Raw genomic sequence first — 20273 nt, 5'->3', positions numbered from 1 at the left:
GACCGTTGAGCGTCGCCGGCATCAACGTGCTCGTGGAGGAGACGCGGGCGATCCAGGCGGGGGGCAAGCCGCCGCTCCTCACCGTGCGCGGGGTCTCGACCTATTACGGCAGCGTCGCCGCGCTGAAGGGCGTCGATCTCGATGTCGGCGAGGGCGAGATCGTCACGCTGATCGGCGCCAACGGCGCCGGCAAGTCGACCCTGATGATGACCGTGTTCGGCGCGCCCCAGGCGCGCGCGGGCACCATCACCTACGAGGGCCGCGACATCACCCGCGTGCCGACCCACGAGATCGCCCGCCTGGGGATCGCCCAGTCGCCGGAGGGCCGCCGGGTCTTCCCGCGCATGAGCGTGCACGAGAACCTGCAGATGGGCGCCGCCCTCCATGGCGGGCGCTTCTTCGCGGAGGACCTGGAGAAGGTCGTCACCCTGTTCCCCCGCGTCGGCGAGCGGCTGCACCAGCGCGCCGGCACCATGTCCGGCGGCGAGCAGCAGATGCTGGCCATCGCCCGCGCCCTGATGAGCCGGCCGAAGCTGCTCCTGCTGGACGAGCCGTCGCTCGGCCTCGCGCCCCTGGTGGTGAAGGGCATCTTCGATGCGATCCGCCGCCTCAACCGGGAGGACGGGATGACCATCTTCCTCGTGGAGCAGAACGCCTACCACGCCCTCAAGCTCGCCCATCGCGGCTACGTGCTGGTGAACGGGCGCATCACCATGAGCGGCACCGGTCGGCAATTGCTGGACGACCCCTCCGTGAAGGCGGCCTATCTCGAAGGCGGCCACGCCGCGCCTGCGGGGGGCGACCATGCTTGACGGCCTGCTCTTCGAGGAAGGCTCGGTCTGGCTGTTCCTCCTCGTCACGGTGGTGATGGGCGGCTGGGCCGGCTGGATGGCGGCGCGGGGCATCGCCAAGGGCTGGCGGCCCTACTGGCATTGCGTGCCGGCCCTGCTCCTCGTGGCGGCGGCGGTGCGCTTCATCCACTTCGCCCTGTTCGGCGGGACGCTGCTCTCGGCCCATTACTACGCCGTGGACGCGCTGATGGTGCTGCTGATCGGCTCGGCGGGCTTCCGCCACACGCGGACCCGCCAGATGACGAGCCAGTATCGCTGGCTCTACGAGAAGACCTCGCCGCTGACATGGCGTCCGCGTTGAGTCCTTGAGCTTTCGGCATCTCGATCCACCCGGCCTTTCCGGGTGAAGACAGGGGAGTGTGGCGATGCGATCGATACTTCTGGCGGGCCTCGCGCTCGGCGTCCTGAGTTCCGGCCCTGCCCTGGCGCAGGTCAAGATGGGAGTGGGCGCGCCGATCACCGGCAACAGCGCGGCCTTCGGCGCGCAGCTCAAGAACGGCACCACCCAGGCCGTGGAGGACTTCAACAAGGCCGGCGGCATCGACGGCCAGAAGGTCGAGCTGAGCGTGGGCGACGACGCCTCCGACCCGAAGCAGGGCGTCTCGGTGGCCAACAAGTTCGCCTCCGACAAGGTGAAGTTCGTGATCGGCCACTTCAATTCCGGCGTCTCGATCCCGGCCTCGGATGTCTATGCCGATGCCGGCGTCGTCGCGATCAGCCCCGGCTCCACCAACGTGAAGTACACGGAGCGCGGCCTGTGGAACACGTTCCGCGATTGCGGCCGCGACGACCAGCAGGGACAGGTCGCGGGCGACTACCTCGCCGACAAGTACAAGGGGAAGAAGGTCGCCTTCGTCCACGACAAGACCCCCTACGGCAAGGGTCTGGCCGATGAGACCCTGAAGGCGTTCAAGGCCAAGGGCGGCAAGGAAACCCTCATCGAGGGTATCAATCCCGGCGAGAAGGATTACTCGGCCCTCGTCTCCAAGTTGAAGCAGAACGGGATCGATATCGTCTATTTCGGCGGCTACTACACCGAGGCCGGGCTGATCCTGCGCCAGATGCGCGACCAGGGCCTCAAGGCGCCGATGATGGGCGGCGACGGCATGGTCGACCGCGAGCTCGTGGCCATCGCCGGCCCGGCCGCCGAGGGCACGCTCACCACCTTCCCGCCGGATGCGCGCAAGAAGCCCGCCGCCAAGGACGTGGTCGCCGCGTTCAAGGCGAAGGGCATCGATCCGGAGGGCTACACCCTCTACGCCTACGCCGCCGCGCAGATCTTCAAGCAGGCCGTCGAGGGGGCGAAGTCCACCGATGGCAAGAAGGTCGCCGCCTACATGCATGAGGGCAAGCCGTTCCAGACGGTGATCGGCCCGATCTCGTTCGACAAGAAGGGCGACATCACCAAGCCCGACTACGTGATCTACGAGTGGAAGAAGGGCGCCGACGGCCAGATCGGCTATGCCGGCAATGAACTGACCCAGTAACGTTTCCTTACCGCCGACCGGAAGCCGTCCCGCCACCCAGCGGGGCGGCTTTCGCATTGCGACATCGGGCGGATCGTCAGGCGCAGCCTGTGGGCGCCGTGAAGCGCCCCGATGCGTCCGCCTTAAAATCATGCAACATGCCGTCCGCGCGGGCGCTCGGCCCGGCTCCGAATATCGGAGAGGCGGTGATTGTGACTGCGGACGGATCGATGCGGGTCAGGGAGGCCGGGTCATCGGCCTACGGACCGCGCGCTGACCGGTATCTCGTATTCAGACTCGTCTCTCCGGCATCAACGTTGCAAAGGCTCCGCTCGAGCGGGCGGGCCTGCACCCGACACCGCCTGCCGACGACGTTCGGCCAGACCCAGGAGTTCCGTACCGATGCAGTTCGTTAACGCTCGCCGTGGCCTCGCCGCGGCGCTTGGCCTGAGCCTCGCCGTCGCCCCCCTGGCCGCCAGCGCCGAAGACCTGACCGGCACCCTCAAGAAGGTGAAGGATTCCGGCGCCATCACCATCGGCTACCGCGACTCCTCCGTACCGTTCTCCTACCTCGGCGGCGACGAGAAGCCCGTCGGCTACGCCATGGACATCTGCTACAAGATTGCCGACGCGGTGAAGACCAAGCTCGGCCTGCCGAAGATCGACGTGAAGCTCAACCCGGTCACGTCGGCGACCCGCATCCCGCTGATGGCCAACGGCACGATCGACCTCGAATGCGGGTCGACCACCAACAACGCCGACCGCCAGAAGCAGGTGGGCTTTACGAACAGCCACTTCCTCACCGCGACGCGCTTCGTCTCGAAGAAGTCCTCGAACCTGCACACGGTCGAGGACCTGAAGGGCAAGACCGTCGTCTCGACCTCCGGCACCACGAACATCCGGCAGATCAACGAGGCCAACACCGAGAAGAAGCTCGGCCTGACCATCCTGCCCGCCAAGGACCACGCCGAGGCGTTCCTGATGGTCGAGACCGGCCGCGCCGTCGCCTTCGTGATGGACGACGTGCTCCTCGCCTCGCTGGTCGCCTCCTCGAAGGATCCGGGCGCTTACGAGATCTCGAAGGAAGCCCTCTCGAAGCCGGAGCCCTACGGCATCATGGTCCGCAAGGACGACGCGCCGTTCAAGGCCGTCGCCGACGAGGCCACCGCCAAGCTCTACACCAGCCCCGAGGGCAAGGCGCTCTACGACAAGTGGTTCACACAGCCGATCCCGCCGCGCAACATCAACCTGAACCTGCCGATGAGCGACGAGATGAAGAAGCAGTTCACGAAGCCGATCGACAGCGCCGATCCCGCTTCCTACTGAGCCTTCGCACCTGAACGAGCGCCCCGCGGCACGGTCCGCGGGGCGCCTCCACGGTGCCGAGACTGGTTCGGGGTTCCAAGCCCCTTCCTCATCCTGAGGTGCCCGCGTGAGCGGGCCTCGAAGGAGGGCTCCAGGGATCGCGGTGCCCACTGGAACCCTCCTTCGAGGCTGCTGCGCAGCACCTCAGGATGAGGGTGAGAGTGGGACATTATCAGTAAGACGACCTCTCTTGGTAGACATGTCGCGATGAACTACAATTGGAACTGGAGCATCTTCTTCGACCAGTCCCCGGAGGGGACCGGCACCTACGCGGACATGCTCCTGTCCGGCCTGTACTGGACCATCGTGACGGCGCTGTGCGCCTGGGCGATCGCCTTCACCCTCGGCTCGGTCATCGGCGTGCTGCGCACCCTGCCGAGCAAGACGGCGAACGCCATCGGCACGACCTATGTCGAGATCTTCCGCAACGTGCCGCTGCTGGTGCAGATGTTCCTCTGGTACTTCGTGCTGCCGGAGGTTCTGCCGCGCGGGCTCGGGGATGCCGTGAAGCAGATGCCGGACGCACCGTTCTACACGGCGGTGGTGTGCCTGGGCTTCTTCACCGCCTCGCGGGTGGCCGAGCAGGTCCGCGCCGGCATCCAGGCCCTGCCGCGCGGGCAGCGGATGGCGGCCACGGCCATGGGCTTCACCACGGTGCAGACCTACCGCTACGTCCTGCTGCCGAACGCCTACCGCATCATCCTGCCGCCGATGACCTCCGAGTTCTTGAACAACCTCAAGAACACGTCCGTGGCGCTGACCATCGGCCTGCTCGAACTCACCGGCCGGGCGCGCTCGATGCAGGAATTCTCCTTCCAGGTGTTCGAGGCCTTCACCGCCGCGACGCTCCTCTACGTGGCGATCAACCTCGTGGTCGTCGTCTGCGCGAGCCTCCTCGAACGCGCCGTCACCATCCCCGGGCAGCGCTGACCGCCCGAACCCCGCTGCAACCGGCCGCCGACGAGGCGGCGATGATGCGCAGGCCGAGATGCTCTCGAACTTCGATTTCTCCGTCGTCCTGACCGCCCTGCCCTACCTGTTCGGGACGGGCATGGTCTTCACCCTGTCGCTCACCGCCATGGCGGCGGCGGGGGGCGTGGTGCTCGGCACCCTGCTGGCCATGGCCCGGCTCTCGGGGATCCCCGGCGTCTGGCACCTCGCCAAGGGCTATGTCGAGCTGTGCCGCTCCCTGCCCCTCGTGCTGGTGATCTTCTGGTTCTACTTCCTCGTGCCGTATATCGGCGCCTACGTGGTCGGTTCGACGACGCCGATCCAGGTCGGCGCCTTCCCCTCGGCGCTCATCACCTTCACGGCGTTCGAGGCGGCCTATTTCGCCGAGATCATGCGCGCGGGCATCCAATCGGTGCCGAAGGGGCAGACCGCCGCCGCCTCGGCGCTCGGCATGAATTACTGGCAGACGATGGGCAACGTCGTGCTGCCGCAAGCCTTCCGCAACATGCTGCCGCTGCTGCTGACCCAGACCATCGTGCTCTTCCAGGACACGTCGCTGGTCTACGTCCTGTCGCTCACCGACTTCATGGGCGCGGCCTCGAAGGTCGCCCAGCGCGACGGACGCCTGGTGGAGATGTATATCTTCGCGGCGCTCGTCTACTTTGCGATCTGCTTCGCCGCCTCGTTCCTCGTGCGCCGCCTGCAGCGCCGTGTCGCCATCATCCGCTGATCAGGGGACTTTCACCATGACCTCTTCCCCGATGCCGGCCCCGACCGCCTCGCAGCCCGCCGTCGACGCCGACCATGCTCCGAAGGATCCCGGCCTCCAGCCGGGCGGCCTCGTCTCCGGCCTGCCGAAGGGCGCGCCGGGCGAGACGATGATCGCCATCGACGCCATCAGCAAATGGTACGGCGACTTCAAGGTGCTGACCGATTGCACCACCAAGGTCGCCAAGGGCGAGGTGGTGGTGGTCTGCGGCCCCTCGGGCTCGGGCAAGTCGACGCTCATCAAGTGCGTGAACGCCCTGGAGCCCTTCCAGAAGGGCCAGATCACGGTGGCGGGCACCAAGGTGATCGACAAGACCACCAACCTGCCGAAGCTCCGCTCGCGGGTCGGCATGGTGTTCCAGCATTTCGAGCTGTTCCCGCACCTGACGATCACCGACAACCTCACCATCGCCCAGCGCAAGGTGCTGGGGCGCAGCTCCGAGGATGCCAAGAAGCGCGGCCTCGACCTGCTGGCCCGCGTCGGCCTCGGCGCCCACGCGCACAAGTATCCGGGCCAACTCTCCGGCGGCCAGCAGCAGCGCGTGGCCATCGCCCGCGCGCTCGCCATGAACCCGGTGGTGATGCTGTTCGACGAGCCGACCTCGGCGCTCGACCCCGAAATGGTGGGAGAGGTGCTCGACGTGATGGTCGAGCTCGCCAAGGAGGGCATGACCATGATGGTCGTGACCCACGAGATGGGCTTCGCCCGCAAGGTCGCCGACCGGGTGATCTTCATGGACCGGGGCGAGATCGTCGAGGACGCCACGAAGGACGACTTCTTCGGCAGCCCCCGCTCCGAGCGCGCGCAGACCTTCCTGTCGAAGATCCTGCAGCACTGAGCGACGGCGGGCGCGGTCGCTACCCCGCCAGCTCCTCCTGCGCCGCCCGGTACTCGCGACCGTGGCGGCAATAGCTCTCGACGATGCGCAGCATCATCGACCGCCGCTCGGCGTCGAGGGGGCCGAGGATCCGCGCGGGGCGGCCGCCCCAGAGATGGCCGGATTCGAGGATCTGGCCGGGATCGGTGGTGGCCCCGGCGGCGACCATCACGTCGTCGGCGATCAGCGTGCCCGGCGCGATCACGGCGCCGATGCCGATGAGGCTGCGGGCGCCGATGCGGGAATCGGCGATGCGGACATTGTGCGCGATGGTTGTGTCGCGCCCGATCACCACGCCCTCGCCCCGCGAGCGGATCACCGTGTTGTCCTGGATGTTGGTGTCGGCGCCGACCACGATGGGCCCGGCCTCGGCCTCCAGCGCGCAGCAGAACAGCACGCTCGCCCCCGCCCCCAGTCCGACGCGCCCGCGTAGGCGCGCGGTGCGGGCCACGAACACGTCCGGGTCGAGGTCCTGCGGCGGCGCGGGATCGGCGCCGAGCCCCTCGGCGCTGCGCTCGCGGACCCGTTCGGCGCGCTCGGCCGCCTCCCCCGGCGCGATCGGGCGCACCGCCTTGGCCGGGCTGCCGGCATAGGCGAAGCCCCCCGCGAGGTCCGAGCGGGGGAACACGGTCGCCCCCGCCTCGATGACCGCGCCGTCGCCGATGCTCGATCCGTCGAGGATCACCACGTCGTCCTCGACCACCACGTCCGCGCCGATCGTGCAGGCGTGGAGCACGCTGTTGCGCCCCACCGTCACCCGGTCGCCGCAGGTCGTGCCGTGGGTGAAGGTGGCGATGTGCACGGTCGAGCGGTGGCCGAGCCAGAACCGGTCCCCGAGGGTCACGCGCTGCCCGTCGGCGCGGATCACCGCCGCGTCCCCGAGCCAGGCCTGATCGCCGATCCGCGCCGCGCCGATCACGGTGCTGCCGCGTCCGCACCAGACCGGGCGGCTGGCGAAGGACGGTGACTCGCCCTCGTATGGCAGCGTCAGATCTGGGTTCATGATGCCTCGTGCCTCTCGCGGCCCCGGTTCGGCCTCCGGCTCCTCCGTGCCATATAGGGCGCAGCGCAAACAGTCAGGCGCCCCACGGGGCGGCCCCCGAAAGTCCGCCATGGAATCTCCGCTGCCCCCCGCGAAGGTCTCGATCCAGGCCGAGCCCTTCGACCTCGCGCGGGAGGTCGCCCGCGTCGAGGCGGACCTCGCGGGGAAGGCCGGCGCGGTCGTCACCTTCTCGGGTCTGTGCCGGGACGAGGCGGGGCGCCTCGCCGCCCTCGAACTGGAGCATTACCCCGGCATGGCCGAGGCCGAGATCGGCCGGGTGGTCGAGGAGGCGGAAGGACGCTGGCCGCTCCAGGCGGTGCGGGTCATCCACCGGCACGGGCTGGTCCGGCCCGGCGAGGGCATCGTCTTCGTGCTAACGGCTTCCGGCCACCGGATCGCGGCCTTCGAGGCGGCGAGCTTCCTGATGGATTACCTGAAGACGCGGGCGCCGTTCTGGAAGCGCGAGCATCTGGCCGACGGGACGGTCGGCGGCTGGGTCGAGGCTACCGCCGCCGACGACGCGGCGGCGGGGCGCTGGTGAGGGCCTAGGGCAGTGACGCACTCACTCCGTTCATGCGTCTCTGCCCTAGCTTCTTCTTTTTGCATCAATATTTCCAGATACGGCTGACGCCTTCGTCTGGATCGATGCACTAGCCGCCCAGGAGCGCCGTGAGGATCAGCGAGACGGCCCCGCCCGCGATGGCGAGGCCCATCAGCACCACGCTGCTCAACTGGTCCCGCTTGTCGATGTTGTCGCCGGGGGCGAGGTGGTTGAACCGGGTGCTGCCGTGGTTGTCCATGCGCGGGTGCTCCTTGGGATGACGTCTCCGGGCATCAACGCACATCCCGCTCATTCGTCGCCCAGGGCTTGACCGGGGCGCCTGCGACGCGTTCGACGTGGGGCTCAGTGGCCGCCAGGGATCGTAATGACCGAATCGAAGCTCGAGGCCCTGAACGGGCCGGTCGGCCCATGGCGGGGGGCCGCCCCCCTCGCCGGCTCCGGCATCGCCGTGGTCTGCTTCACCGCCGCCCTGGCCCTGGCCTGGATGTCGTCCGGCACGCTGCTCCTGATCTTCGCAGGCGTCCTGCTCGGCGTGTTCCTCGACGGGCTGACGCGGGCGCTCGCCTATGTCCTGCCGCTGCCGCGCAGCCTCAGGCTGACGCTGGCGAGCATCACCGTCGCGCTCCTGGCGCTCGGCTTCGCCACCTATGGCAGCACCACCGTCGCGCAGCAGGGGCGTGACCTCGGCAGCACGATCAAGACGCAGGCCGATTCCGTGAACACCTGGCTCGCCGACCACGGGATCGACGTGCCGCTCCTCGGCCCGGCGAAGGACGAGGGCCGGTCCGCGCGGGAGCCCGGCCAGCAGGAGGGCGGCCTCGGGGGCCTCGCCTCGGGGCTGCTCAAGAGTTCCGGCTCGGTCCTGTCGAGCGCGGGGAGCGTGCTGGGCCCGGCGACGGCGGTGGTGCTCGGCCTCGTGGACGCCGTGGGCAACGTCCTCGTCATCGTCTTCCTCGGCGTCGCCTTCGCCGCCGACCCGCGCAGCTACCGCGACGGCGTGCTGCGCTTCATCCCCCCCACGAAGCGCCGCCGGGGGGCGAAGGTGCTCGACGGGGCGGGCGAGACCCTGCGCCACTGGCTGTTCGGCCAGTTGCTGACCATGACGGCGATCTTCCTGTTCACCTGGGCGGGCCTCGCCTTCCTCGGCATCGGCGGCGCACTGATCCTCGGCTTGCAGGCGGGGCTCCTCGCCTTCGTGCCCACGGTGGGGCCGCTGGTGGCGGGCCTCGTCATCCTCCTCGCCGCCCTGGCGTCAGGGCCGAAGGCGCTGCTCGGGGCGCTCGGCGTCTACCTCGCGGTGCAGTGCCTGGAGAGCTACGGGCTCACGCCCTTCATCCAGAAGCGGGCGCTCGACATCCCCCCGGCCACGATCTTCGCCGGGCAGCTCGTGCTCGGCGTGATCTTCGGCCTCTGGGGCATCGCGCTCGCCCTGCCGCTGCTCGCGGTGATCAAGGTGCTGCTCGAACAGCTCTACGTTGAGGACACGCTCGGCGAGCATCCGGGGCATTGAGGGGCGTTCACCCCCGCATGGCCCCCTCGATCAGCTTGGCGACGGCGAGCGCCTGCCCATCGCCGCCGAACCGGCCGATGACCTGCACGCCCACCGGCAGGCCGTCGCCCGGCACCGGCACGTTCACGCAGGGCACGCCCATCAGCGTCCAGAGCCGGTTGAAGCGCGGATCGCCCGTGGAGGCGAGGCTCACCGGGGCCGGGCCGGGGGCCGAGAAGGTGAGGATGGCGTCGAACTCGCCGAACAGCCCCTTCAGCACCCGCCGGGCGCGGTGGGCGTGGCGGCGGGCGTCGTCGTAGGTCGCGGGGGCGGTGGCGTCGCCCGCTTCGAGGTTCCGCCGGACATGGGGCGGGAGGCTGTCGCGATGGGCGGTGAACTCCCAGCCCAGCGCCTGCCGCGCCTCGAAATCCTGGATGGCGCCGTGGCGGTCCCAGGCCTGCGCGAGCTCCGGCGGCAGCGTCAGGTCGAAGACCCGTGCCCCCGTCCGCTCGGCGGCGGCGCGGGCCGTGGCGAGCGCCGCCTCGGCGGCGGGCTCGGGCGCCTCCGCGAAGTCCTGCCGCACCAGAGCGATGCGGGGGGCGGACGTGGCCTCCCCGTCGATCCCGTCCCGGCCGGTGATGGCGGCGAGCGCATAGGCGAGGTCGCCCACGCCCGCCGCGAACAGGCCGACCGTGTCGAGGGCCCAGGACCACGTCTTCACCCCGACCGTCGGGATCAGCCGGAAGGAGGGCTTGATCGCCGCGCAGCCGCAATAGCTCGCCGGGCGGATCACCGAGCCCGCCGTCTGGGTGCCCAAAGCCAGCGGCAGCATGCCGGCGCCCACCGCTGCCGCCGAGCCCGCCGACGACCCGCCGGGCGTGTGGCCGGGATCGTGCGGATTGCGCGTCTCGGTGGGGTCTGAGCTGGCGTAGGCGGTGGTGGTGGTCTTGGCGAGCGCCACCGCGCCGCGCTCCTTCAGCCGCGCCACGACGGCCGCGTCCGCCTTCGGGCGCCAGCCCTCGTAGAGCGCGGTGCCCAGCTGCGTCGGCAGGGTGGCGGTGTCGATGATGTCCTTGATGCCGACCGCGATGCCCGCGAGCGGCCCGTCCTGCGGGATCGCCGGATCGGGATCGATGGCAACGAAGGCGCCGATGGCCGGATCGCGCGCGGCGATGGCCTCCCGGCAGAGGTCGACGGCGCCGGCCGGCGTGAGGGTGCCGGCGGCGATACGGGCGCGGAGATCGAGGAGCGAAAGCATTGCTTATGTGGTCGACCAGGGTGGGGGCCTGTCAACCGCGCAAGGCGTGGATCGAGCGATGCCACAGGGGTCGGGAAAGCGGAATCGCGCTTGACGAAGCGTTTACGGGATCGTGCGCACCGTCCGGTTCATGCGGCGTAGCGTTCTCGCGTTCTCAGGCCTGGCCCTGTTCGGGGCGGCCCTCACGGCCTGCTCGGTCAACCGGTTCGAACGGCGCGAGCCGTGGCGGGACCAGGCGGAGCAGGTGTGCCTCGCCAAGAAGTTGGTGGCGCAGACCGAATTCATCACGCCGGCGGCCGCCATCGACGGCCCCGGCCCCTGCGGCATGCAGCAGCCCTTCCGGGTGACGCGGCTCGGCAACGGCTCCGTGCTGCTGAAGCAGCGGATGACGCTGGGCTGCCCGGCGCTCGCCGAGGCCGAGGCGTGGCTCGCGGATACGATCCAGCCGGCGGCCGAACTCTATTTCGGCGTGGCCGTCGCCGAGATCAACGCGGGCACCTATTCCTGCCGGGGGCGCAACAACCAGCCCGGCGCCAAGCTCTCGGAGCACGGCTTCGGCAACGCCGTGGACGTGATGTCCTTCAAGCTGGCGGACGGCCACGTCATCACCGTGAAGGGCGGCTGGCGCGGCACGGAGGCCGAGCAGGGCTTCCTGCGCGAGGTGTTCCTGGGCGCGTGCCAGCGCTTCACCACGGTGCTGGCGCCGGGCTCGAACGTGTTCCACTACGACCACATCCACGTCGACCTCGCCCGGCACGACCCGCGCGGCCTGCGCCGGATCTGCCAGCCGCTCATCAAGTTCACGCCGCAGCTCGGCGGCGACGGCCCGCGTCCGCTCTCGAAGCCCATCCCGCCGCCGCGCCAGCCCGCGCCGCCGCAGGCTCCTGTTGATATCGAGGAGGACGATCCCTACGGCGTCGCGCCGATGTCGAAGGCCGCGAGCCCGACGCAGGTCGCCCGCGCCCCTGCGCGCGTCCCGGCGCAGGTGCCCTCGGCCTATACCTCGGTGCAGCCGCGCCCGAGCCTCGCCCCCCGCCCGGCCCCGCGCGTCGCGGCCGTGCCGGAGGAGCCGGGCGAGGAGTACGGCGAGCCGCTGCAACTCGGCGCGCCCCCGCCCTCCGTCGAGGGTCCGATCTACTGATCCGGCGTGTCCGCCCTATACCGGACTGATGCGACGCCTCATGCTCGGCGGCTTCCTTGCCGCGATCTTCGTTGGAATCCTGTTGATCGGCCTGTGGTGGACGAAGGCGACCCCCGTCGTCCCGGCCACCCCACCGGACCCGGCCTCGTCGTCGGCGCCGCGATAGGGCGGGGCCTCCCGCGATTGCCGGACTATCACAATGTGATAGTCTGGACCCGTCGCAGGAGGGATCCGTGCCGTCGAGCTACACCCTGGGTGCGCATTACGAACGCTTCGTTCGCGATCTCGTCGCCAGCGGGCGCTACGCCTCGGCGAGCGAGGTGATGCGCGACGGCCTGCGCCTGGTCGAGGAGCGGGAGCAGGTGCGCGCCGCCAAGCTCGACGCCCTGCGCCGCGACATCCGCGAGGGCCTGGACAGCGGAGCGCCCGAGCCTCTCGACATGGCGGCGATCAAGGCCGAAGCCCGGCGCCGCATGGCCGCGAAGGGTGAGTAGGATCCAGCGGCACCCCCGTGCCGCCGAGGACTTGCTCGACCTCTGGAGCTACATCGCCCAGGACGCCCCGGATGGGATCGCCCTGGTGCGGGTGTTGAGCCGCTACGTCGATCTGGACGAAGCCGAGTTCGAGGCCTGATTCTGAGCCGCTGACACCGTGGCGTCCGGGCCGCACCGGGCGCCCAATCCACCGGCGCGGCGCGGCGGCGGCTTGACTGACGGCGCGCCCCGGCCATCGTCCCATCATGCCGGTTCGGACCCTTGTCATGCGCCCCTTCCTCGTCCGTCTCACCCTCGGGCTCGCCCTCGGCGTGACCGCCGTCTGCGCCGCCGAGGCCCGCTCCGCCCGCGAGGACGTCGAGCCCGCCGAGGAGCGCGTCTTCCCCTACGATTCGCAGATTCCGGGCTGCCAGGATCCGGACGTGCTGGAGAAGGTGGCGACGAACTTCGCCGAGAAGGAAGCGAAGTTCTGGAACTCCTCCATGACCATCGTCTCCTTCGACAGGATCGAGCGGACGGCGTGGCGCCCCTGGGGGCTCGATGCCATCCCGCGCCGGTTCTGCTCGGCCGTCGCCACAACGTCGGACGGGTTGCACCGGAAGATCGACTACTCGGTGCGCGAGAGCCTCGGCATCATCGGGTCCACCTGGGGCGTCGAGTTCTGCGTCCACGGCCTCGACCGCAACCTCGCCTATGCCTACGCCACCGCCTGCCGGATGGCACGGCCCTGAGCGGACGGACGACCGTGCGCCCGCCCGCGCTCCGCGCCGGCCTGCTCGGGCTGGCGGCCCTGGCCTCCTTGCCCGCCGCCGCGCAGGATTACGGCGGGTTCGGCCGCCGCGCCGCGCCGGGCGATTTCGACTTCTACGTCCTCGCTCTCTCCTGGTCGCCGACCTTCTGCGAGGGGGACGGCGCACGCCGGGACGAGCCGCAATGCGCCCCCGGCCGGGGCCTCGGCTTCGTCGTTCACGGGCTCTGGCCGCAATACACCCGCGGCTACCCGCAGAACTGCTCCGCCGTGCAGCGCCCGATCACCCGGCAGGCGATGGAGGTGGCGGGGCAGGTCTATCCGAGCGAGGGCCTCGCCCGGCACGAATGGCGCAAGCACGGCACCTGCTCGGGCCTCGATCCGTCCTCCTACTTCACCGCCGCCAAGCAGGCGCGGCTGGCGGTGACGATCCCCGAGGGGCTGAAGGCGGGCGGGCAGCGGCTCGCGCCGTTGGACATCGCCCGCCAGTTCGTGGCCGCCAACGAGGGCCTGCGGCCGGACATGATGTCGGTGAACTGCGCGCGGGGCCAATTGACCGAGTTGCGGATCTGCTTCGCGAAGGATCTGCGCGGCTACACCCCCTGCCCCGAACTCGCCCGCAGCAATTGCCGCTCGCCGGACATCGCCCTCGATCCGCCCCGCTAGAGCGAAATTCCGGGGCCCGGCCCTGGACGGGCGGCGCCGGATCCGCTTGAGCCACAGCCATGAATTACCGGCACGCCTTCCACGCGGGAAACCATGCCGACGTGCTCAAGCACCTCGTGCTCGCCCGCGTCCTCGCCCATCTCGGCCTCAAGGACAAACCGTTCCGGGCGCTCGACGCCTTCGCGGGGCTGGGCATCTACGACCTCCAGGCCGACGAGGCCCGCCGCACCGGGGAGTGGCAGGGCGGCTGGGGCCGGCTGGCCGAGCCTTTCCCGGAGCCGGTGGAGGCGCTGCTCGCGCCCTACCGCGCGGCGGTGGCGGCGACGCAGGAGCGGCACGGCGCCACCACCTATCCCGGCTCCCCGGCGGTGATCCGCGAGTTCCTGCGGCCGGGCGACCGGGGCGTGTTCGTGGAACTGCACCCGCAGGACGCGGCCGTGCTGAAGGAGCGCTACAACAGCGATTCCCGCACCAAGGTGCTGCATCTCGACGGCTGGACGGCGGTCAACGCGCAGATCCCGCCCCCGGAGCGGCGCGGCCTCGTGCTGATCGACCCGCCCTACGAGGTGCCGGGTGAGGTGGAGCGGCTCGGCGCGCATCTCATGAAGGCGGTGGCCAAGTGGCCGACCGGGATCTTCCTCGCGTGGTACCCGGTGAAGGATGCGGCGGCGATCGACCGGATGGCGGCCGAGCTCGATGCCGGCCTCGCCCGCCCGGCGCTGCGCCTCGATCTGCTCATCGAGCGGCCCGACGACCCGACCCGCCTGTCCGGCAGCGGCCTCGTCGTGGTGAACCCGCCCTGGCGCCTCGCCGAGGAGGCCCTGGTGTTCCTGCCGGCGCTGGCCGAACGACTCGCCCAGTCGGGCTATGGTGGTTTTCGATGCGATCCGCTCGGTGCCAAAGGTTTCGATTGAATTAAACCGTACCTTCCCTGCAGCTTCAAGAATTCGTAGCGCATCATCTAGATGTGGCACACAAGCCACAACGCTGAAACGAACGCGGCTGTGACGCGGGATTTGCCCAAAAAGTGTGCAAGTGCAAATAGTTTGCTTTTGTGCAGAAACGCACCTGATGGCAGCTTGGCCGTAGATTCTCCGAACCGAGCTGCAAGACGATGCCGAAGCGTTCCACCCTGGCCGGTCTGGCCGCCGCGCTGCTCTCCTCCACGGTCGCCTTCGCCGCCGACATGCCGGCCCCGGTGCCTGTCCCGGCGCCGGTCGAGCCGTGCAAGGCGACGCTGATCGGCCCGGCCTATGGCGGCGTGATCAAGGCCAACCCGAACCCGACCTGCTTCGGCGTGGGCGGCCTCGGCGACATCTACATCGGCGGCGCGCTGACGGGCTACGGCTACACCCAGAACAACCCGTTCCCGACCGCCTTCGCGCCCCCCGGCTACGCCCCCGACCGGGCGGCCCGGTTCGATTTCTCGAACCTCCAGGGCTGGATCCAGAAGCCCGAGGGCACCTTCCAGTTCTACGTGCAGGGCGGCGCCTACGCGATCCCCGGCCTCGGCGTGCAGAACCTGAGCGCCATCGACCAGACGGACCTGCTGTTCACGCCCCTCCCGGTGGCCTTCGGCAAGATCCAGATCAACGACGCGTGGTCGGTGCAGGGCGGCCGGATGCCGACCATCATCGGCTCCGAGGCGCCGTTCACCTTCCAGAACCTCAACATCAACCGCGGCCTGCTCTTCGCGCAGGAGAACGTCATCAACCACGGCGTGCAGCTGAATTGGGCCGAGGGCCCGTGGTCGGTGTCGGTGGCCGGCACGGACGGGTTCTTCTCCGGCGACATCACGTGGTTCACCGGTAACGTCGCCTACAAGATCGACGATTCGAACACGATCGGCGTGAACGGCGGCGTGAATCTCGGCAGCCAGAACGTCCTCAACCGCAGCCTGCGCTACCAGTTCGCGACCCCGCTGAACCAGCAGAACAGCGGCATCTTCAACATCAACTACACCTACTCGAACGGCCCGTGGATCATCACGCCGTACTTCCAGTTCACCAACGTCGAGGCGGACCAGCGCATCGGCATCGTGCAGAGCGCCTCGACCTACGGCGGCGCGCTGCTGGCGGCCTATTCCTTCACCGACAACTTCGCCCTGGCGGGCCGCGTCGAGTACGAGGAGCAGAGCGGCGTGCGCGGCTCGGGCACGACCAGCCTCCTCTACGGCGCGGGCAGCAACGCCTTCTCGATCACCATCACGCCGACCTTCACCTGGGACCGCTACTTCCTGCGGGTCGAGTACGCCCACGTCGAGCTCGGGGGCATCACCCGCGGCAGCATCGCCAACGGCACCCTGGGCACCGGCTTCGGCCGCGACGGCAACCGGACCTCGCAGGACCGCTACATGGTCGAGACCGGCATCACCTTCTGATCGCCGCATCACCGATGCCGAAGCGCCCCGGACCCTCGTCCGGGGCGTTTTCGTTTGGAGATCAGGGCCGCACGAGCGTGAGAAGGCGGCGACCGGGCCGATGGCCCTCCGCGCCGGTATCCTCGAAGCCGAGCTTGCGCAGGAGGCCCCAGGAGGCGGTGTTGGCCGGGCGGCACTCCGCCACCAGGGTGCGGGCGGGAAAGCGCCGGGCGAGATGGCCCGCGAGCGCCGAGACCGCCTCGAAGGCGAAGCCCCGGCCCCGGGCCGCGCCGCCGATCCAGTAGCCGATCTCGATGAAGCCGGGGCCGCGCAGGTGCGCGCCCACCACGCCGACGAGGGCGGCGGCTCCGCCCTCCCCCCGGATCCAGGCGCCGAGGAAGCGGTCGCGCTCGCGGTTGCCACCGTGGATCAAGCCCTTCGCATCCTCCAGGGTGAAGGGCTCGGGCAGGAAGTCGATGGCCCCGGTGATGGCCGGATCGTCCGTGAGGCGGGCGAGGGCGGGGGCATCCTCCGGCACCAGCCCGCCGAGGATCAGCCGCGCGGTTTCGAGGCGCGGCAGGTCGGCGAGGCTGTCTCGCGGGGAGGACCGGTTGAACATCGCTGAGATGTGGGGTGCCGGGCCGCCCGGGGAAGCCGCGCCCCACACGCCCTGCGTGTTGCTGCACCGCACATCCCGCCGTTTCCAAGGCCATCTCATGGTGAACGGGAACGGTTGCTTAACCTGAATCCGGCTTCATGACGGCATCGGGTGGCGTTGTGCTGGCGGGTGCGTCGATGCGGGTGCGTGGAGCGGTCAGGGGGTTTCAGACGCTGTCGCGCGTCGCCCTCGTGGGGATCATCGGTGGTGGCGCGGCGGCCTGTTCGTCCGATGCGTCGCGGCTGAGCAGCCCCTTCACCAACCCCTTCTCGGAGCCTGCCGCGACGGGCAGCCTCCCGGATGACGACATCAAGCCCGTGGCGCCCCTGCGCACCGGCCGCATCCAGTCCGAGGCGCTCGGCGCCCCCGGCGCGTCGCGGCCCGCCCCCGTGGCGAGCACGCTGCCGCCGCCGGCCGCCGCGAGCCCGACGCGGGTCGCCTCCGTGGGCTCCACCGGCTGGAGCGCCCAGGGCGGCACGCGCATCACCGTCTCGAAGAACGACAGCCTCAACCAGATGGCGACCCGCTACGGCGTGCCGGGCTCGGCGATCCTGCAGGCCAACGGCCTGACCAGCGCCAGCCAGATCACCCCCGGCCGGGAGATCGTCATCCCGTCCTACAACAACGTCTCGGGCCTGAACCCCTCCGCCGCCGCCATGACCGCCCGCCCCGCGCGCGCCGTCGAGGAGAAGCGCGAGGATGCCAAGGCCCTGGAGGCCAAGGAAGCCCGCGAGCGGGATTCCCGGGCGCAGGAGGCGAAGCGCGTCGCCGCCCGCGAGAAGGATGCCAAGGAGGCCCGCGAGAAGGAAGCCCGCGAGGCCCGCGAGAAGGAGGCCCGGGAGGCCAAGGAACTCGCCGCCCACAAGGCGGCCGAGGCCAAGGCCGCCGAGGAGAAGGCGCGCAAGCTCGCCGCCGTGAAGGAGAGCGACAAGAAGCACGTCCGCCCCGGCCAGACCAAGACGGCGGACGCGAAGGCTGCCGACGCGAAGGCCGCCGACAAGGCCAAGGTTGCGGCGAAGGACGCGAAGGACGCGGCCAAGGAAGCCGCCAAGGACGCCGCGAAGAGCGCGGCCAAGGCCGAGGCGGCCCAGAAGCTCGCCGAGGCCAAGGCGGCGCGCGAGGCTGCCAAGGAAAGCGCCAAGGAGACGGCCAAGCAGGCCGCCGCCGAGAAGGCCGCCAAGGCGCCGAAGGTCGAGGTCGCCAAGGCCGAGCCCGCCCCGGCCAAGGCTGAGCCGGCCAAGGCCGAGCCCGCCACCACCGCCTCGGTGCCCGCCCAGGCGAGCAGCGACAACTTCCGCTGGCCCGCCAAGGGCCGGGTGATCGCGGGCTACGGCTCGTCGGGCAACGAGGGCATCAACATCGCCCTGCCCGAGGGCACGCCGGTCAAGGCCGCCGAGGAAGGCACCGTCGCCTATGCCGGCTCGGACGTGAAGGGCTACGGCAAGCTGGTGCTCGTGCGGCACGCCAACGGCTACGTCTCGGCCTACGCCCATAACGGCGAGCTGGACGTGAAGCCCGGCGACAAGGTCAAGCGCGGCCAGACCATCGCGAAGTCCGGCGCCTCCGGCAACGTGACCTCGCCGCAGCTGCACTTCGAGATCCGCAAGAGCGGCGCTCCGGTCGATCCGATGTCGCAACTCGCCAGCAACTGAGGCAAACGCCTCGCACGCCAGCGGCGGTCCCTTGGGGCCGCCGTTTTCGTTTCAGGCCTTCGGCGGCTGCAATTCTACGTTCGGGCTGTGCTGGTCCACGGTCTCCGGCAGGGCCTTGGCCAGGGTGGGAAAGAGCTGATCCACGGGGATGCCGAGCTTCGTCGCCATGGCGCGGACTTGCTCGTTCCCGATGACCTTCTGCAAGTCCTCGGCGGTGATCGGCTCGTTGGGGCCGCGCCCGAGCCAGGAATTCACCTGCGATTCGTAGCCGTGGCGCCGCAGTTGATCGAGCAGGGCGTTCAGGCCGCCGGGCAGCACCTGCTGGATGATGCCGGGCAGCGCCTTCATCGCCATCTGCTGCAACGAGCCGCCGAGCGAATCGAATACACTCATCTGCCAATCTCCGCCGGGGCCGGATGGCCCTCGGCGGCGACAATAGTGTCTGTCCGCGGCCGCGTCGTCACGGAGACCGGCCGAAAGCTCAGCTGGCCGGCTTGTCCACCACTTGCGTGCTGGAAAAGACCGGCTGCGGCTTCAGCCGTCCGTTCTCGCTGAGCCCCGTCACCGCGGCGGGCAGGAACTCCGACAGGGCGATGGGCAGGCGTTCCCGCGAGAGGGAGAGGTCCGTGGCGAGGCTGTCGGCCACGCGATCCGGCAGCGCGTGCGCGATGGCGGCGGCGGGCACGGGGCGCGGGTCCGTGCCGGCGAGCCAGGAATCGACCTGCGCGCCGTGGCCGTCCTGCCGTAGCCGGTCGAGGAAGCCCGCCAGCCCGCCGGGATGGAACTTCGCGAAGGCCATGGGGATGTTACGGCCCCCGACCTCCGCGATGGTCCGCTCGGTCGCCGCCGCGAGATCACCGATTACCGCCTTCACCCCGTCCAAGAGCCCCATCGCCACCCGTCCTTCCGCTGGAAAAGAGTTCGTCCGAGCAGGCAAGTTCGGGCGCTGGACAGGGTCGGCAAGGCTGTGCGACGCGGAGCACGTGCGGCACGTCACGCGCGCCGCCGTGAGGGAGCGACAGGACATGGCCGCAGCCGGTTCCGTGAAGCACGTCCGCGCCGGTGTCCTCGACATCGCCTATCACGAGACCGGACCGGAGGACGGGCCTCCGGCCATCCTGCTCCACGGCTTCCCCTACGACGTCCACGCCTGCCTGCCTGCGGCGGAGATCCTCGCCGGCCAGGGCGTGCGCTGCCTCGTGCCGTATCTGCGCGGCTACGGGCCGACGCGCTTCCTCGACGCGGCGACGCCCCGCTCCGGGGAGCAGGCCGCCCTGGGGGCCGACCTCCTCGCCTTCCTCGATGCCCTCGGCATCGCGCGGGCGGTGGTGGCGGGCTACGATTGGGGCGGGCGCGCGGCCTGCGTCGTCGCGGCCCTGTGGCCGGAGCGGGTGCGCGGGCTGGTCTCCGGCGGCAGCGGCTACAACATCCACGACGTGGCCCGCGCCAACCGTCCCGCATCGGCCGAGGCCGAGAGCCGGCTCTGGTACCAGTATTACTTCCACACCGAGCGCGGCCGGGCGGGCCTGAGCGAGAACCGCGCCGGCATTGCGGAAATGCTGTGGCGGCAATGGTCGCCGCATTGGGACTTCGACGCGGCGACCGTGGCGCGCACGGTCAAGGCCTTCGACAACCCGGATTTCGTGGAGGTGGTGATCCACTCCTACCGCGTCCGCTACGGCGTGGTGCCGGGCGACCCCGCCTATGCGGGGATCGAGGCGCGGCTCGCGCCCCAGCCCAGGATCGGCGTGCCGACGATCGTGCTGGAGGGCAGCGACGGCGGCGTCTTCCCGCCGCAATCGGATGATGGCGACGCGGCCCGTTTCAGCGGCCCCTACCACTACCGCCGCTTGCCGCGCATCGGCCACAACGTCCCCCAGGAGGCGCCGGAGGCCTTCGCGCAGGCGGTGCGGGAGTTGTTGTGA

General features: G+C 70.1%; 23 protein-coding genes. 17 read left to right on the top strand and 6 right to left on the bottom strand.

From position 1 onward, the window contains the following. The first annotated feature begins 5 nt into the window (after positions 1-5). The 7 genes from ACXJ1Y_RS03095 (at position 6) to ACXJ1Y_RS03065 (ending at position 6240) form a co-directional block, all read left to right on the top strand. Complete coding sequence (locus tag ACXJ1Y_RS03095; RefSeq protein ID WP_463848708.1) at positions 6-812, top strand: ABC transporter ATP-binding protein; 807 nt, start codon at positions 6-8, stop codon at positions 810-812. After that, positions 805-1152: a DUF6867 family protein gene (locus tag ACXJ1Y_RS03090; protein ID WP_463848707.1), complete on the top strand. Its 348-nt coding sequence runs from the start codon at positions 805-807 to the stop codon at positions 1150-1152. Before ACXJ1Y_RS03095 ends, ACXJ1Y_RS03090 begins: the two co-directional genes overlap by 8 nt. A gap of 64 nt (positions 1153-1216) precedes the next feature. Continuing rightward, positions 1217-2338, top strand: a complete 1122-nt coding sequence (locus ACXJ1Y_RS03085; protein WP_463848706.1) for a branched-chain amino acid ABC transporter substrate-binding protein — start codon at positions 1217-1219, stop codon at positions 2336-2338. 381 nt (positions 2339-2719) lie between these two features. After that, a complete protein-coding gene (locus ACXJ1Y_RS03080; RefSeq protein ID WP_463848705.1) occupies positions 2720-3643 on the top strand; it encodes an amino acid ABC transporter substrate-binding protein in 924 nt (307 codons plus the stop codon). 246 nt (positions 3644-3889) lie between these two features. After that, on the top strand, positions 3890-4612 hold the full coding sequence (locus ACXJ1Y_RS03075) for an amino acid ABC transporter permease (RefSeq protein WP_463848704.1): 723 nt from the start codon (positions 3890-3892) through the stop codon (positions 4610-4612). A 58-nt stretch (positions 4613-4670) separates the two neighbouring features. Continuing rightward, positions 4671-5363, top strand: a complete 693-nt coding sequence (locus ACXJ1Y_RS03070; RefSeq protein WP_463848703.1) for an amino acid ABC transporter permease — start codon at positions 4671-4673, stop codon at positions 5361-5363. Between the two features lie 148 nt (positions 5364-5511). Continuing rightward, entirely contained in the window at positions 5512-6240 is a 729-nt protein-coding gene (locus ACXJ1Y_RS03065; RefSeq protein WP_463850019.1) for an amino acid ABC transporter ATP-binding protein, read from the top strand. A 19-nt stretch (positions 6241-6259) separates the two neighbouring features. Here the strand turns inward: ACXJ1Y_RS03065 and ACXJ1Y_RS03060 are convergent, their stop codons facing one another. Continuing rightward, entirely contained in the window at positions 6260-7282 is a 1023-nt protein-coding gene (locus ACXJ1Y_RS03060) for a gamma carbonic anhydrase family protein (RefSeq protein WP_463848702.1), read from the bottom strand. Between the two features lie 109 nt (positions 7283-7391). On the opposite strand from ACXJ1Y_RS03060, the gene ACXJ1Y_RS03055 reads away from it, so the two are divergent. Continuing rightward, positions 7392-7862 carry a molybdenum cofactor biosynthesis protein MoaE gene (locus tag ACXJ1Y_RS03055; protein ID WP_463848701.1) on the top strand — a complete coding sequence of 157 codons (471 nt, stop codon included), beginning with the start codon at positions 7392-7394 and terminating at the stop codon, positions 7860-7862. Between the two features lie 109 nt (positions 7863-7971). Here the strand turns inward: ACXJ1Y_RS03055 and ACXJ1Y_RS03050 are convergent, their stop codons facing one another. Continuing rightward, positions 7972-8121, bottom strand: coding sequence for a hypothetical protein (locus ACXJ1Y_RS03050; protein ID WP_342163669.1), 150 nt, complete (start codon positions 8119-8121; stop codon positions 7972-7974). Positions 8122-8247: 126 nt separating this feature from the next. Here ACXJ1Y_RS03050 and ACXJ1Y_RS03045 point away from each other — a divergent pair, with 126 nt between their 5' ends. Continuing rightward, positions 8248-9393: an AI-2E family transporter gene (locus ACXJ1Y_RS03045; protein ID WP_463848700.1), complete on the top strand. Its 1146-nt coding sequence runs from the start codon at positions 8248-8250 to the stop codon at positions 9391-9393. Positions 9394-9400: 7 nt separating this feature from the next. On the opposite strand, the gene ACXJ1Y_RS03040 is transcribed toward ACXJ1Y_RS03045, so the two are convergent. Continuing rightward, positions 9401-10630, bottom strand: a complete 1230-nt coding sequence (locus ACXJ1Y_RS03040) for an amidase (protein WP_463848699.1) — start codon at positions 10628-10630, stop codon at positions 9401-9403. Positions 10631-10760: 130 nt separating this feature from the next. On the opposite strand from ACXJ1Y_RS03040, the gene ACXJ1Y_RS03035 reads away from it, so the two are divergent. The 6 genes from ACXJ1Y_RS03035 (at position 10761) to ACXJ1Y_RS03010 (ending at position 16059) form a co-directional block, all read left to right on the top strand. After that, complete coding sequence (locus tag ACXJ1Y_RS03035; protein ID WP_463848698.1) at positions 10761-11771, top strand: extensin-like domain-containing protein; 1011 nt, start codon at positions 10761-10763, stop codon at positions 11769-11771. A 233-nt stretch (positions 11772-12004) separates the two neighbouring features. After that, positions 12005-12265: a type II toxin-antitoxin system ParD family antitoxin gene (locus tag ACXJ1Y_RS03030; protein WP_463848697.1), complete on the top strand. Its 261-nt coding sequence runs from the start codon at positions 12005-12007 to the stop codon at positions 12263-12265. A 266-nt stretch (positions 12266-12531) separates the two neighbouring features. Continuing rightward, positions 12532-12996 (top strand): hypothetical protein, encoded by a 465-nt coding sequence (locus tag ACXJ1Y_RS03025; protein ID WP_463848696.1) that lies wholly within the window; start codon positions 12532-12534, stop codon positions 12994-12996. A gap of 14 nt (positions 12997-13010) precedes the next feature. Beyond that, positions 13011-13679: a ribonuclease T2 family protein gene (locus ACXJ1Y_RS03020; RefSeq protein WP_463848695.1), complete on the top strand. Its 669-nt coding sequence runs from the start codon at positions 13011-13013 to the stop codon at positions 13677-13679. A gap of 59 nt (positions 13680-13738) precedes the next feature. Further along, positions 13739-14593, top strand: a complete 855-nt coding sequence (locus tag ACXJ1Y_RS03015; RefSeq protein WP_463848694.1) for a 23S rRNA (adenine(2030)-N(6))-methyltransferase RlmJ — start codon at positions 13739-13741, stop codon at positions 14591-14593. A 200-nt stretch (positions 14594-14793) separates the two neighbouring features. Beyond that, entirely contained in the window at positions 14794-16059 is a 1266-nt protein-coding gene (locus ACXJ1Y_RS03010) for a porin (RefSeq protein WP_463848693.1), read from the top strand. A gap of 61 nt (positions 16060-16120) precedes the next feature. On the opposite strand, the gene ACXJ1Y_RS03005 is transcribed toward ACXJ1Y_RS03010, so the two are convergent. Next, the gene (locus ACXJ1Y_RS03005; protein WP_463848692.1) at positions 16121-16657 is read right to left on the bottom strand and encodes a GNAT family N-acetyltransferase; all 537 of its coding nucleotides are present in this window, start codon (positions 16655-16657) and stop codon (positions 16121-16123) included. A gap of 176 nt (positions 16658-16833) precedes the next feature. On the opposite strand from ACXJ1Y_RS03005, the gene ACXJ1Y_RS03000 reads away from it, so the two are divergent. Beyond that, complete coding sequence (locus tag ACXJ1Y_RS03000; RefSeq protein ID WP_463850018.1) at positions 16834-18348, top strand: peptidoglycan DD-metalloendopeptidase family protein; 1515 nt, start codon at positions 16834-16836, stop codon at positions 18346-18348. 51 nt (positions 18349-18399) lie between these two features. Here ACXJ1Y_RS03000 and ACXJ1Y_RS02995 read toward each other — a convergent pair whose 3' ends face one another. Together ACXJ1Y_RS02995 and ACXJ1Y_RS02990 are read right to left on the bottom strand one after the other, a co-directional pair. After that, complete coding sequence (locus ACXJ1Y_RS02995) at positions 18400-18741, bottom strand: YidB family protein (RefSeq protein WP_463848691.1); 342 nt, start codon at positions 18739-18741, stop codon at positions 18400-18402. Positions 18742-18829: 88 nt separating this feature from the next. After that, on the bottom strand, positions 18830-19240 hold the full coding sequence (locus ACXJ1Y_RS02990) for a YidB family protein (protein ID WP_463848690.1): 411 nt from the start codon (positions 19238-19240) through the stop codon (positions 18830-18832). 133 nt (positions 19241-19373) lie between these two features. Here ACXJ1Y_RS02990 and ACXJ1Y_RS02985 point away from each other — a divergent pair, with 133 nt between their 5' ends. Next, positions 19374-20273: an alpha/beta fold hydrolase gene (locus ACXJ1Y_RS02985; protein WP_463848689.1), complete on the top strand. Its 900-nt coding sequence runs from the start codon at positions 19374-19376 to the stop codon at positions 20271-20273.

The sequence above is a fragment of the Methylobacterium sp. TK26 genome (genome assembly GCF_055361565.1).
This window is presented reverse-complemented; position numbering and strand designations above follow the sequence as displayed.

Excerpts from the sequence above, each read along its gene's own strand:
- ACXJ1Y_RS03090 (WP_463848707.1), top strand. The coding sequence starts at position 805 with ATGCTTGACGGCCTGCTCTTCGAGGAAGGCTCGGTCTGGCTGTTCCTC.
- ACXJ1Y_RS03085 (WP_463848706.1), top strand. The coding sequence starts at position 1,217 with ATGCGATCGATACTTCTGGCGGGCCTCGCGCTCGGCGTCCTGAGTTCC.
- ACXJ1Y_RS03080 (WP_463848705.1), top strand. The coding sequence starts at position 2,720 with ATGCAGTTCGTTAACGCTCGCCGTGGCCTCGCCGCGGCGCTTGGCCTG.
- ACXJ1Y_RS03075 (WP_463848704.1), top strand. The coding sequence starts at position 3,890 with ATGAACTACAATTGGAACTGGAGCATCTTCTTCGACCAGTCCCCGGAG.
- ACXJ1Y_RS03070 (WP_463848703.1), top strand. The coding sequence starts at position 4,671 with ATGCTCTCGAACTTCGATTTCTCCGTCGTCCTGACCGCCCTGCCCTAC.
- ACXJ1Y_RS03065 (WP_463850019.1), top strand. The coding sequence starts at position 5,512 with ATGATCGCCATCGACGCCATCAGCAAATGGTACGGCGACTTCAAGGTG.
- ACXJ1Y_RS03060 (WP_463848702.1), bottom strand. The coding sequence starts at position 7,282 with ATGAACCCAGATCTGACGCTGCCATACGAGGGCGAGTCACCGTCCTTC.
- ACXJ1Y_RS03055 (WP_463848701.1), top strand. The coding sequence starts at position 7,392 with ATGGAATCTCCGCTGCCCCCCGCGAAGGTCTCGATCCAGGCCGAGCCC.
- ACXJ1Y_RS03050 (WP_342163669.1), bottom strand. The coding sequence starts at position 8,121 with ATGGACAACCACGGCAGCACCCGGTTCAACCACCTCGCCCCCGGCGAC.
- ACXJ1Y_RS03045 (WP_463848700.1), top strand. The coding sequence starts at position 8,248 with ATGACCGAATCGAAGCTCGAGGCCCTGAACGGGCCGGTCGGCCCATGG.
- ACXJ1Y_RS03040 (WP_463848699.1), bottom strand. The coding sequence starts at position 10,630 with ATGCTTTCGCTCCTCGATCTCCGCGCCCGTATCGCCGCCGGCACCCTC.
- ACXJ1Y_RS03035 (WP_463848698.1), top strand. The coding sequence starts at position 10,761 with ATGCGGCGTAGCGTTCTCGCGTTCTCAGGCCTGGCCCTGTTCGGGGCG.
- ACXJ1Y_RS03025 (WP_463848696.1), top strand. The coding sequence starts at position 12,532 with ATGCGCCCCTTCCTCGTCCGTCTCACCCTCGGGCTCGCCCTCGGCGTG.
- ACXJ1Y_RS03015 (WP_463848694.1), top strand. The coding sequence starts at position 13,739 with ATGAATTACCGGCACGCCTTCCACGCGGGAAACCATGCCGACGTGCTC.
- ACXJ1Y_RS03010 (WP_463848693.1), top strand. The coding sequence starts at position 14,794 with ATGCCGAAGCGTTCCACCCTGGCCGGTCTGGCCGCCGCGCTGCTCTCC.
- ACXJ1Y_RS03005 (WP_463848692.1), bottom strand. The coding sequence starts at position 16,657 with ATGTTCAACCGGTCCTCCCCGCGAGACAGCCTCGCCGACCTGCCGCGC.
- ACXJ1Y_RS03000 (WP_463850018.1), top strand. The coding sequence starts at position 16,834 with ATGCGGGTGCGTGGAGCGGTCAGGGGGTTTCAGACGCTGTCGCGCGTC.
- ACXJ1Y_RS02995 (WP_463848691.1), bottom strand. The coding sequence starts at position 18,741 with ATGAGTGTATTCGATTCGCTCGGCGGCTCGTTGCAGCAGATGGCGATG.
- ACXJ1Y_RS02990 (WP_463848690.1), bottom strand. The coding sequence starts at position 19,240 with ATGGGGCTCTTGGACGGGGTGAAGGCGGTAATCGGTGATCTCGCGGCG.
- ACXJ1Y_RS02985 (WP_463848689.1), top strand. The coding sequence starts at position 19,374 with ATGGCCGCAGCCGGTTCCGTGAAGCACGTCCGCGCCGGTGTCCTCGAC.